The sequence below is a fragment of the Rhizobium sp. BK529 genome, from assembly GCF_014194105.1.
Taxonomy (GTDB): domain Bacteria; phylum Pseudomonadota; class Alphaproteobacteria; order Rhizobiales; family Rhizobiaceae; genus Rhizobium.
In genome coordinates, this window is the sequence record NZ_JACIAU010000001.1 from 1,373,942 (window position 1) to 1,385,375 (window position 11,434).

The 11,434-nt window shown below is 62.0% G+C and carries 9 protein-coding genes; 3 read left to right on the forward strand and 6 right to left on the reverse strand.

Annotated features, from left to right (window positions below; all coding sequences use genetic code 11):
• Nucleotides 1-45 precede the first annotated feature (45 nt).
• From FHX08_RS07000 to FHX08_RS07010, 3 genes are all read right to left on the reverse strand, one after another.
• Nucleotides 46-1,140 carry a YcjF family protein gene (locus FHX08_RS07000; RefSeq protein ID WP_132651649.1) on the reverse strand — a complete coding sequence of 365 codons (1,095 nt, stop codon included), beginning with the start codon at nt 1,138-1,140 and terminating at the stop codon, nt 46-48.
• Nucleotides 1,137-2,612, reverse strand: a complete 1,476-nt coding sequence (locus tag FHX08_RS07005; protein ID WP_132651648.1) for a YcjX family protein — start codon at nt 2,610-2,612, stop codon at nt 1,137-1,139. The genes FHX08_RS07000 and FHX08_RS07005 overlap by 4 nt, the downstream gene beginning before the upstream one ends.
• Nucleotides 2,613-2,708: 96 nt before the next feature.
• Nucleotides 2,709-3,203: a histidine phosphatase family protein gene (locus FHX08_RS07010; RefSeq protein ID WP_132651647.1), complete on the reverse strand. Its 495-nt coding sequence runs from the start codon at nt 3,201-3,203 to the stop codon at nt 2,709-2,711.
• Between the two features lie 277 nt (nt 3,204-3,480).
• Here FHX08_RS07010 and dksA point away from each other — a divergent pair, with 277 nt between their 5' ends.
• The gene (dksA, locus tag FHX08_RS07015) at nt 3,481-3,900 is read left to right on the forward strand and encodes an RNA polymerase-binding protein DksA (protein WP_007826301.1); all 420 of its coding nucleotides are present in this window, start codon (nt 3,481-3,483) and stop codon (nt 3,898-3,900) included.
• A gap of 97 nt (nt 3,901-3,997) precedes the next feature.
• Here dksA and FHX08_RS07020 read toward each other — a convergent pair whose 3' ends face one another.
• Complete coding sequence (locus tag FHX08_RS07020; RefSeq protein ID WP_184327056.1) at nt 3,998-5,131, reverse strand: flagellar biosynthetic protein FliO; 1,134 nt, start codon at nt 5,129-5,131, stop codon at nt 3,998-4,000.
• Between the two features lie 289 nt (nt 5,132-5,420).
• Here FHX08_RS07020 and cckA point away from each other — a divergent pair, with 289 nt between their 5' ends.
• A complete protein-coding gene (cckA, locus tag FHX08_RS07025; protein WP_132651645.1) occupies nt 5,421-8,024 on the forward strand; it encodes a cell cycle histidine kinase CckA in 2,604 nt (867 codons plus the stop codon).
• Nucleotides 8,025-8,099: 75 nt separating this feature from the next.
• On the opposite strand, the gene FHX08_RS07030 is transcribed toward cckA, so the two are convergent.
• Both FHX08_RS07030 and FHX08_RS07035 read right to left on the reverse strand, forming a co-directional pair.
• Nucleotides 8,100-9,026, reverse strand: coding sequence for a pseudouridine-5'-phosphate glycosidase (locus FHX08_RS07030; protein ID WP_132651644.1), 927 nt, complete (start codon nt 9,024-9,026; stop codon nt 8,100-8,102).
• 30 nt (nt 9,027-9,056) lie between these two features.
• Nucleotides 9,057-10,001: a carbohydrate kinase family protein gene (locus FHX08_RS07035; protein WP_132651643.1), complete on the reverse strand. Its 945-nt coding sequence runs from the start codon at nt 9,999-10,001 to the stop codon at nt 9,057-9,059.
• Between the two features lie 229 nt (nt 10,002-10,230).
• On the opposite strand from FHX08_RS07035, the gene recA reads away from it, so the two are divergent.
• A complete protein-coding gene (gene recA / locus FHX08_RS07040; RefSeq protein ID WP_132651642.1) occupies nt 10,231-11,322 on the forward strand; it encodes a recombinase RecA in 1,092 nt (363 codons plus the stop codon).
• The last annotated feature ends 112 nt before the right edge of the window (nt 11,323-11,434 follow it).

Below are 11,434 nucleotides of genomic sequence, written 5' to 3' on the forward strand. Positions count from 1 at the left end.
GCCGTGAGCAAGAAGGCGTGAATATGTCGAAATCAGGAGTTCGGTTTAGGGATTACCGTTGCGCGCAGTCATCGAAGGCGTCAGGTCGCCGATGAAATCGCCGATTCCCGGCCGTTTGAGCGCGCGGAATGTCAGCGGGCGGCAGAGATCCATGGCGGCAATGCCAATGCGAGCCGTCATCAATCCATTGACGACACCTTCGCCCAGTCGGGCTGAAAGCTTCGAGGCGAGCCCATGGCCTAGTACTTGCTGCACAAGGCTGTCGCCGACGGCAATCGAGCCGGTCACGGCGAGATGCGCAAGCACGTCGCGCATCAATCTCAGCATGCCGAGCGTGCCAGGCCGACCGCCATAGAGCTCGGCCATGGCGCGAATCAGACGCGCGGCCTCAAAGAGCACATAGAGCAAATCAACGACTGCGCGCGGGCTGACCGCCGTGACGATCGAGACGCGCTTGGAGGAATTGACGATCAGCGCGCGGGCGCGCCGATCCAGCGGGCCAAGCAGTTCACGCTCGGCAAGCGCAATCAGATGCGGGGGATCGATGACCTCGCCTTCGGTCGCCTTCAGTGTGGCGCGGCCCTTGGCGGTTTCCGGCTTGTCGCCCAGCAGGCCAGTGAGACGGGAAACGACGGCACGGGCCTTGGCCGGGCGGGTTTCCAGGATTGCGGCGTCGGCTTCAGCCTTGATGGTCTGCACCGCGGCAAGCCGCATCATGCCCGCCGTCTCCCGGATGACGATGGCGATGACGGCGAGGATGCCGATCGCAAGGACGGCAAGTGCAGCATAACCCAGCCAGTCGGCACGGCTGAAGAGATCTCGGATCAGCCGGTCGGTCCACAGGCCGAAGGCGAGCGACAGCAGAATGCCGAAGGCGCCTGCGGCAATGCCGGCAAAGGAGGTACGGCGTTTGCGCGGGGCTGCGACCGGTAGCGGGCTCAGATCCTGCTCCGGATTAAGGAAGGGATCTTCCTCATCTGGCGTCAGCACTACTTCGCCGGAGAAACTTGCCGGCTTGCGACGCTCTGCACGCGGGGTTTCTGGGCGCGGGGTTTCGGTCGCCGCATTGTCTTCCTCATAAGTGAAGGCGGCTGGCGCCCGGCGCGGCGGATTGGGCTGGTCGATCGGCGGCTTGCTCATGCGAGGCGATCTCCAAACAGGAACTGCATGGCGCGGTCGAGGCGGATATGCGGCACCGAGAGTTTTATGCCGCCGCCGGTTTCCTCGAGTTGCGGCGGGCGAAAGCGCACGACATTGACATCGGGCAGTTCGACAGAGCCATCGCCGGCTTCGATGCGCTCGAACAGGGTCTCGGGGTTTTCCGGCAGATCGCCGGGAAAAATTGCAGTCTTGCGCTCGCCGTCGAAGGTCTCGCCAGCGATCTTTTCGCCTGCCATGGGCGTGCCGACAATGACCGGCAGGTCGTGGCCATCCCGGCGCACGGTGGCCTCCCGCGTGGCGCGCACCGAGGCAAGCGCCATGACGTCGATGCCGGCGCCGGCCATGCCGATCCGGTCGATGGCGCGATCGACGAGGCGGCGCGTCAGCCGGTCCAGCCGGTCATGGCTTTCATGGTGCAGATGGTCAGCCTTGGTGGCGGCAACCAGTACGCGGTCGATGCGACGGCCAAGCAGCGAGGACAGGATGGAATTGGTGCCGGGGCGGAAGCAGGCGAGCACATCGGTCAGCGCACGTTCCAGATCCTGCACGGCTTCCGGGCCGCGGTTCATTGCCTGCAGCGCATCGACCAGCACGATCTGCCGGTCGAGCCGCGCGAAATGCTCGCGGAAGAAGGGTTTGACCACAACGGACTTATAAGCCTCGTAGCGGCGCTCCATCATCGCCCAGAGCGAACCGCGGTCGGGCCGGCCCCCCGGGGGCAGGGCAAGCGGCGCAAAGGTCAGCGCAGGCGAGCCATCGAGATCGCCGGGGAGCAGGAAGCGGCCGGGGGGAAGGGTGGACAACGATCGCTCGTCGGCCTTGCAGGCCTTCAGATAGTCGGCGAAGCTGGTCGCGAGGTCGCGGGCGACCATTTCGTCGGCTGACGCGTTGATATCGGTTGCTCTGGTCAGCGCCAGCCATGCGCTCGACAGTTCAGCGCGGATGCCGGTCGCGGCAAGTGCGATCGTCTCCTCGCTGAAGCTGCGGAAATCCTTGCCGAGCAGCGGCAGGTCGAGCAGCCACTCGCCGGGATAATCGACGATGTCGATCGACAGACGGCCCGGCGAAAACATGCGCGTCCAGGAACTGGCGCTCTGATAGTCCAGCGTGATGCGCAGTTCGGAGATCGCGCGCGTCGAATCCGGCCAGATGCGCTCTTTCACCAGCGCACGGATGTGATCCTCATACTGGAAACGCGGCACGGCATCATCGGGCTGCGGCTCGAGACGCACAGCCGAAACGCGACCGGACTGAACCGCCTCGAAGAGCGGTAGGCGGCCACCATGCAGGAGGTTATGGACGAGCGAGGAGATGAAGACGGTCTTTCCGGAGCGGGAAAGGCCGGTAACGCCAAGCCGGATGGTCGGATTGACGAGACCGCTGGCGCGGTCTGCAAGATTATCCAGCGCGATCAGCGCATCGTCGGCAAAGGATGTCAGGCGTAGCGGCAAATCGGGATCCCTGATGGCAGTGCCCACAATATAGGCCCGCAATATAGGAAATCGCCGCAGCCTGAAAAAGAAGCGGCGCAAAAGAGCTTGGAGCTCCTAGTCGATGACGAAATCTGCGAGACGCCAGGCCGAAGTCGTGGCGACGTAGTCGATGACGGCGAGACCGGCCGTCGGGAATCCCTTCGGCACAGAGCCTGCCATAGCCTTTTGGCCGATCAGCGCCGACAGGACTTGTTCCATTGTCGGGTTATGGCCGACGAGCATGACGCTCGTCGCATCCTGCGCGTCGAGGATTTCAAGATAGGTATCGACCGAGGCGTTATAGAGCGTATCGACGAAGCGCATGTCGAGCGTTTCGCCCATGGCGCGGTGCACGGCCTCTGCAGTGTCGCGGCAGCGAAGCGCCGTCGAGCTGATCAGAATATCCGGACGGTAGCCTTTGTCGGCAGCACGGTCGGCAACGATCTCGGCGTCGCCGAAACCCTTCTCGCTCAGCGGGCGGTCGAAATCGCGCTGTCCGGGCTCGGCTTGGACAGCTTGGGCATGACGGAGGAGGTAGATCCGGTGCGGTGGAGGCAGGAGGGCGACCATGGGCAAATCCAGCTTCGAGCGGAGCCTTTTAAGTAGCGGCTGCGGTCCGGCGACGTCAACTGTCGAAAGGCTTTCACGAGCGCAAAAGGGCGGTGGCGACACGCCATTTTGAATGCGAACCGCGAATCACCACTCCGAATAATGGTGAGAAAATAGACCGTTAGCTCAAATTTATGACAGATTTAAAAATCTGTTTACCTGTCTTATTTGGCTTGAATCGCTGATAGCGCTTGGGATATACACCCCGCCAGATGAGATGTTCTTCAGGAGAATCGCGTTGAGTGAGAAGATCGATCTTAGCAATTATGTTCCCTCGGAAGACGAGGAGTTCATGAACACGAACCAGCGCGCTTATTTCAGAGCCAAGCTGGTCGCCTGGAAAAACGATATCCTTAGAGAAGCGCGCGAAACACTCGACCATCTGGCCGAAGAAAGCGCAAATCACCCTGACCTCGCAGACCGCGCATCCTCCGAAACCGACCGGGCCATCGAACTTCGTGCCCGCGACCGCCAGAGAAAGCTGATCTCCAAGATCGACGCAGCCTTGCAGCGCATTGAAGATGGCACCTACGGCTACTGCGAGGAAACCGGCGAACCGATCGGCCTCAAGCGTCTGGATGCCCGCCCGATCGCCACGCTGTCGATCGAGGCGCAGGAACGCCACGAGCGCCGTGAAAAGGTTTATCGGGACGAATAGGCGCTTCCAAAAACGGACATGAAAAAGGCACTGCGAGACGAAACGCAGTGCCTTTTTTGTTTGCATAGTTTTACCTGGGGCTCAGTGGCCCCGTTCCTTATTTGTCGCGGTTAACGCTCATCTCGCCGAATATGCGGGCAACTTCCTTCTGAAGCGCTGCATCCGCACCTGTGATCGGCGCCATTTCAGGGTCGCGGCGCGGCATCGAACCGGGCTGCTGAGAGGGGCCGGGCTGCTGGGCAGGGCGGACCGGAGATGCGTTGGGTGCGGGAACCACGCGCTCGGCGGCCGGATTAGCCAATATCTCCTCATCAAGCACGCGCTGGAAATCCCGGCGGATGGCAGCAGATTGCGCTTCGCCATCCTCCGCTGCTACCGGCGCTCCGCCCGATACGGCGGGGATGCTCTGTGCCGGCGGCGCGGAGACCTCCGGCTCGATGCGCTGCTGCGGCAACACGCGCTGGCGGGCTGCATCGAGAATATCGGCGGCGTTTGCCGTATCGGGCACCGGAGCGGACCGTTCCGGCTGGCGCTGCTGAATCTGAGCCAAACGCTGCGGGTTGTCACGCTCGGCTGTGAGCGGCGGAGCGAAGACCTGCGGCGTCGGCACCTGTTGGGCAGAGACATGCTGGCCCAACATTTGCTGCGCAGACGTTTGCTGGGCCGACATCGGCGGGGCGACCGCCGGCGCAACGACCGGAGGCTCGGGACGCTGGCGAACGGGCTCGGCTGGCGGCGCGATGACAGGGGCGGGCGCCGGGCTGTAGGCTTCTAAATCGGGCTCGGCGCTTGCGGCTGCAGGCGGCGCAATCGGCTGCGGCCGCAGTTGCGGGGCAGGCGGAGGTTCACGCCGCGTCTGGATGGCGGCGGCCGGGCGCTCCCGGACGGCTGGGCGGTCCTCGACCGGCTGCGGGCGGAACTCAGAAGCCGTCTCTGCTTCGGATTCCGGCAGGATGCGGCTTTCGATGACGATGTCGGTCGGGCCGCCAATCATGACGAGATGTTCGACATTGTCGCGGCGCACGAGCACCAGGCGGCGTCGGGCATCGACGGCTGCGGCGTCGAGCACCTGCAGGCGAGGCTGGCGGTTGCGGCCGCCGCGAACGAACGGCGAAGGCGCGCGGCCGCGCAGATACCACAGAACGAGAATGAGCAGGACAAGCGCAATGCCGACACCACCGGCGGCAAGCAGGAAGCGGCTACCGTAAGCCCCTACAACATCATCGAACATAGGCACTCACTCCATTTCGCATCATGGCACAACAGACGACTTTTCCGCTCCTTAGGCAAGAGCCGGCGGGTCTGTCCAGTCACCGGCGGACGCGATTTCCTGTTGTGCAACCTATTTGGTAGAACGGGGTTACGGGGCAAACTGGCGCGTTTGCCTGTGAATTCAAGCAGTCTGACGAAAGCCTGCTGTTTTTGAGGGCGCAGCAAGTTGGTAAGAAGAAAAAGAATGCCTGATTCCCGCTTCGCAACGGTGTTACAAGCGCGGCAGGTCAGGCTTATGCGAGGAATAGATGACGAAATCGCGTCAGGTCGATGACTATAACGCGCCGCTTGTGGATCGCGGGGGGCGTTCTGGCACGGCGCTACGCATCATTCTGCTGGCAATCGTGCTGATTGCGGCAGCGGCAGCCTTCGTCCTCTTCAAGGATTCGCTCGGCAATGAATTGGTTCTTGGCGGGCTTGGCGTGCTTGCCATGGTCGGCATCTTTTTCCTCGTCTCCTCGGTAATCGGCTTTATCGAAGTGATGCCGCAGCGCCAATCCGACGGCCTGGCGCGCGCCTTTCTGAACAGCCATCCCGACGGGACGTTGATCACGGACGAAAAAGGCCGCATCGTCTATGCCAATGCCGCTTACGGCGCATTGACCGGCGCCCGCAAGGCGACCGAGGTGCAGACCCTGGAAACCCTGCTGTCGCGCCATCGCGAATCGAATGAAGCGCTTTACCGGCTGGTGAACGGTCTGCGCGAAGGCCGGGAAGGCCGCGAGGAATTCCGCCTGTTGCGCGCCGTCGGACCGGGGGGCAGCGCCGGCGCGCACTGGTATCGCCTGAAGGCGCGGCTGCTGAAGCCGGAAGACGGCGACGGCAAGCCGCTGCAGATCTGGCAGATTACCGATATCACCACCGAGCGCGAAGACCAGGAGCGCTTTTTCAAGGAACTGCAGAACGCGATCGACTATCTCGACCACGCGCCGGCTGGCTTCTTCTCGGCCGGACGCAAGGGCGAAATCTTCTATCTCAATGCCACGCTTGCCGAATGGCTGGGTCTGGACCTGACGAAATTCATGCCAGGCTCGATGAATATCGGCGATCTCGTCGCGGGCGAAGGGCTGGCGCTGATCCAGTCGGTGCAGGCCGAACCCGGCCTGAAGAAGACCGTGACGCTGGACCTCGACCTGCGCAAATCGAACGGCCAAAGCCTGCCGGTGCAGATCATCCATCGCGTCACCTCCATGCGCGACGGTGCGCCCGGCGAAAGCCGCACCATCGTGCTGACGCGCGATGCGGGCCAGGAGAACGAGCAATCCGCCTCGGCCGCCGCCATGCGTTTCACGCGTTTCTTCAACAATACACCGATGGCGATTGCTTCGGTCGACGGTCGCGGCAAGATCCTGCGCACCAATGCGCCCTTCCTGAAACTCTTTTCCAATATCGTCTCGCGTGACGATCTTGAGCGCGGCGCACTTCTGGAAACCATCGTGCAGGAGAGCGACCGGCCGCAGATTGCTGCAGCGCTCGCCGCCGCAAAGGACCGGCAAGGCGATATCGCGCCGATCGATTCCCGCACGCCGACCGATGAGGCGCGTTTCTTCCGCTTCTATGTGAATGCCGTCATCGACCAGTCGGACGAGGCGCCGGAAGAGGCGGCAATCGTCTATGCGGTCGAAGTGACCGAGCAGAAGGCGCTCGAAGCGCAGATGGCGCAGACGCAGAAGATGAATGCGGTCGGTACGCTCGCCGGCGGCATCGCGCATGACTTCAACAACGTGCTGACGGCAATCCTGCTTTCCTCCGACCATCTGCTGCTGCAGGCGAGGCCTTCGGATGCAAGCTTCGCCGATCTGATAGAAATCAAACGCAACGCCAACCGCGCGGCGGTACTGGTACGCCAGTTGCTCGCCTTCTCGCGCAAGCAGACGATGCGGCCGACGGTGCTCAACCTCACCGATGTCGTCGGTGATCTGCGCATGCTGGTCGACCGGCTGATTTCGGGCACCAATGTCAAACTCGACGTCGAATATGGCCGCGATCTCTGGCCTGTGAAAACCGATCTGTCGCAATTCGAGCAGGTGCTGATCAATCTCTGCGTCAATGCCCGCGATGCGATGCCCCAGGGCGGCACGCTGACGCTGCGTACCCGTAATTTGCCGGCCGCCGAAGTCGCCGCCTTCAACTATTCCTACATGCCGCATGAGGACATGGTGCTCGTAGAAGTGACCGATACCGGCACCGGCATTGCGCCCGAGATCATGGACAAGATCTTCGAGCCCTTCTTCACCACCAAAGAAGTGGGCAAGGGCACCGGTCTCGGCCTTGCCATGGTCTATGGCATCGTCAAGCAGTCCGGCGGCTACATCCAGCCGGAATCGGAAGTCGGCAAGGGCACCACCTTCCGCATCTTCCTGCCGCGCCATATCGCCGAGCCGGCCGTTGCCACGGAAGCGGAAGCTTCGGATCAGGCAGTTGCTTCAGGCGGTGCAAATGTAGTGGAACTCGTTCAGCCGAAGCAGCCGGAAGACCTGACGGGTTCGGCCGTCATCCTTCTCGTCGAGGACGAGGAAGCAGTGCGGCGCGGCGGCAAGCGCATGTTGGAGACGCGCGGCTATACCGTCTATGAGGCGGGCTCGGGTGTGGAAGCGCTCGACATCATGGATGAACTCGAAGGCAAGGTTGATATCGTCGTCTCCGACGTTGTCATGCCCGAGATGGACGGGCCATCGTTGCTGCGTGAGCTACGCAAGAAATATCCGGACCTGAAATTCATCTTCGTGTCCGGTTACGCTGAAGACGCATTCGCCCGCAACCTGCCGCCGGAAGCCAAGTTCGGCTTCCTGCCGAAGCCGTTCTCGCTGAAGCAACTGGCTGTGGCGGTGAAAGAGACGCTGGATAGCTGAGACGAACAAGGGGCGCTGTGCGCCCCTCACGTCTTTCCACGATGTAATTGCTGGCGAAACCCGTCCGCCCTGGCTTTATTCGCCGAGTGCGACGGCGATTTCGGCCGCCAGGCGAGCGTTGTTCTCCACCAGCGCAATATTCGTCTTCAGGCTCTGACCATCCGTCAGGTCGAAGATCGTGCTCAGCAGGTACGGCGTTACCGCCTTGCCGGTGATTTCGTCACGCTCGGCGCTGTCGAGGGCGCGTTCGATATAGATTTCCATTTCCTCGCGAGCAATTTCGTCGGCTTCCGGGACCGGGTTGGCGATCAGCATGCCGCCTTCGATGCCAAGCTGTTCGCGCGTGGTCTGGAAATTGGCGATCGCCGCCGGACTGTTCAGCGTCAACGGGCTGCGGATGCCCGACGAGCGCGACCAGAAGGCCGGGAATTCGTCGCTTTCATAGGTAACGACGGGTACGCCACGCGTTTCCAGCACTTCCAGCGTCTTCGGAATATCGAGGATCGCCTTGGCGCCGGCGCAGACGACAATGACGCCGGTGCGGGCGAGCTCTTCGAGGTCGGCAGAGATATCGAAGGTTTCTTCAGCACCGCGGTGCACGCCGCCGATGCCGCCGGTGGCGAAGACCTTGATGCCGGCAAGCGCCGCCGCAATCATCGTGGCGGCTACTGTCGTCGCCCCGGTGCGGCGTTCGGCGATCGCGAAGGCGATATCGGCGCGCGAAACTTTCATGACATCCTTGGCCTGGGCAAGCTGCTCCAGTTCGGCAGCCTCGAGGCCAATATGCAGCCTGCCATGAATGACGGCGATGGTGGCGGGAACGGCACCCTGATCGCGGATGATCGATTCGACGCTGCGCGCCATCTCGATATTGCCGGGGTAGGGCATGCCATGGGTGATGATGGTCGATTCGAGCGCCACGATCGGGGCGCCGCGCTGCTTGGCGGCGGCCACTTCCTTCGAATAGGAAATCGGCAGCTGAGGTGAGATGGGTTTGGTCATGATCCGTATCCGTTTATCGATTTAGCGGCTTCAATGCAGAATTCTCGCCGCCGGGACAAGCGAAAGCATGTCGCGGAGCAGGTCAGGCGAAAGATTTTCGTTCACGGCATGCGATGACTGGACGGTCAATGCTGCGGCAGCAGCGCCATGACGAACCGCTTCTTCGAGCGGCAAGCCGAGCATCAGGGCGGAGAGCGTACCGGCTGCAAGCGAATCTCCCGCACCGGTGACATCGGCGACAGTGTCGGAAATCGGCGGCTGCAGGACGAGCGCACGGCCTTCCTTGAAGGCGACGAGCTCGCGCTGGCCGCGGGTGACGACCGCTCCGCCAACACCGATGTCACCGAGCAGCGACGGCCAGCCGGCAGCATCGTCCGGGCGGTCGCCGACAAGGGCCGCAGCCTCGGCCTCGTTGAGGAAGAGATAGTCGATACCGTCGAGGCAGGGCAGGAGGCGCACCACCTTTGCCGGCGAGATGGCGATAGCCGCAACCGGCCTGCCGAGTGCCTTGGCTTTCGCAACGATGGCGACAGCTGTTTCCTCGGGCAGATTGGCATCGAAGAGGATGAAATCGGTGGCGGCGAAAGCGTCACGCACCCAGCGGATCGACAGCCGCCGCGGTGCAAAGAATCGATAGAGATCCATATCGGCAAGCGCGATGACCAGATTGCCGTCCCTCTCGATGATCGCCGTATAGCTCGGCGTCTTGCGGTCGAGGAAAACGAAGGGGCGGTCGTTAATCCCGGCAAAGTCCGCCGCCTCGCTCACCATCTCGCCGATCGGGTCGCCGCCGCGCGGTGAAATCATCGTCACGTCGAATCCGAGGCGGGCGAGATTGCGCGCCGCATTGAAGCCGCCGCCGCCGGGTTCCTCGAACCATGTGCCGGGATTGCTGGCGCCCGGCGCCGTCTCGCCGGAAATGCGGCCGCGGCGATCGATATGGGCGCCGCCGAGAACGAGAATCTTAGCGCTCATTTCTGCACTCCGGAAGCGAATCGAATGGCGGGCAAAGTGGCCGCATTCACGGGGCGAAGCACACTAAGCCGTTGCTTTGCATCGATAAAACAAAAATAGAACACAGGCCGTTTTACCTTTTTCTTTCAATTATTTGCAACCCCATTGCGAAATAAGAACAAATGGAGTACAAACTTCGCATCAGCGGCGACATTGCTTGAGCAGCGTCAATAACCTAAAGGTGGATCGAATGTCTCAGAATTCATTGCGGCTCGTAGAGGACAAATCGGTGGACAAAAGCAAGGCGCTCGAAGCGGCACTCTCACAGATTGAGCGGTCGTTCGGCAAGGGCTCGATCATGAAACTCGGCTCGAACGAGAACATCGTCGAGATCGAAACGGTTTCCACAGGTTCTCTCAGCCTCGATATCGCGCTCGGCATTGGCGGTCTGCCGAAGGGTCGTATCATCGAGATTTACGGTCCGGAAAGCTCCGGTAAGACGACGCTCGCTCTGCAGACCATTGCCGAATCCCAGAAGAAGGGCGGCATCTGCGCGTTCGTCGACGCCGAACATGCGCTCGATCCGGTCTACGCCCGCAAGCTCGGCGTCGATCTGCAGAACCTGCTGATCTCCCAGCCCGATACCGGCGAACAGGCACTCGAAATCACCGACACGCTGGTGCGCTCCGGCGCTATCGACGTTCTCGTCGTCGACTCGGTCGCAGCGCTGACGCCGCGCGCCGAAATCGAAGGCGAAATGGGCGACAACCTGCCGGGCATGCAGGCCCGCCTGATGAGCCAGGCGCTGCGCAAGCTGACGGCCTCGATCTCCAAGTCCAACTGCATGGTGATCTTCATCAACCAGATCCGCATGAAGATTGGCGTCATGTTCGGTTCGCCGGAAACGACGACGGGCGGCAACGCCCTCAAGTTCTACGCCTCCGTCCGCCTCGACATCCGCCGCATCGGCCAGGTGAAGGAACGCGAAGAGGTGATCGGCAACCAGACGCGCGTCAAGGTCGTCAAGAACAAGATGGCGCCTCCCTTCAAGCAGGTCGAATTCGACATCATGTATGGCGAGGGCGTTTCCAAGACCGGCGAACTCATCGACCTCGGCGTCAAGGCCGGCATCGTCGAAAAGTCCGGCGCCTGGTTCTCCTACAACAGCCAGCGCCTCGGCCAGGGCCGCGAGAACGCCAAGATCTTTCTGCGCGACAATCCGGATCTCGCCCGCGAGATCGAAACGGCGCTGCGCCAGAATGCCGGCCTGATCGCCGACCGCTTCCTGCAGAATGGCGGCCCTGACGCCGGTGACGATGCAGGTGACGCCGGCGACATGTGATCGGCCATAACTGAATCGAATTCCAACCGGCCGCATTCTGTGACGAGAATGCGGCCGGTTTTGTTTGTTCGCTGGACAGTGGCTAGGTCGAACGATAAAAGCCGATGGATTT

Excerpts from the sequence above, each read along its gene's own strand:
- FHX08_RS07000 (WP_132651649.1), bottom strand. The coding sequence starts at position 1,140 with ATGAGCAAGCCGCCGATCGACCAGCCCAATCCGCCGCGCCGGGCGCCA.
- FHX08_RS07010 (WP_132651647.1), bottom strand. The coding sequence starts at position 3,203 with ATGGTCGCCCTCCTGCCTCCACCGCACCGGATCTACCTCCTCCGTCAT.
- FHX08_RS07020 (WP_184327056.1), bottom strand. The coding sequence starts at position 5,131 with ATGTTCGATGATGTTGTAGGGGCTTACGGTAGCCGCTTCCTGCTTGCC.
- cckA (WP_132651645.1), top strand. The coding sequence starts at position 5,421 with ATGACGAAATCGCGTCAGGTCGATGACTATAACGCGCCGCTTGTGGAT.
- FHX08_RS07030 (WP_132651644.1), bottom strand. The coding sequence starts at position 9,026 with ATGACCAAACCCATCTCACCTCAGCTGCCGATTTCCTATTCGAAGGAA.
- FHX08_RS07035 (WP_132651643.1), bottom strand. The coding sequence starts at position 10,001 with ATGAGCGCTAAGATTCTCGTTCTCGGCGGCGCCCATATCGATCGCCGC.
- recA (WP_132651642.1), top strand. The coding sequence starts at position 10,231 with ATGTCTCAGAATTCATTGCGGCTCGTAGAGGACAAATCGGTGGACAAA.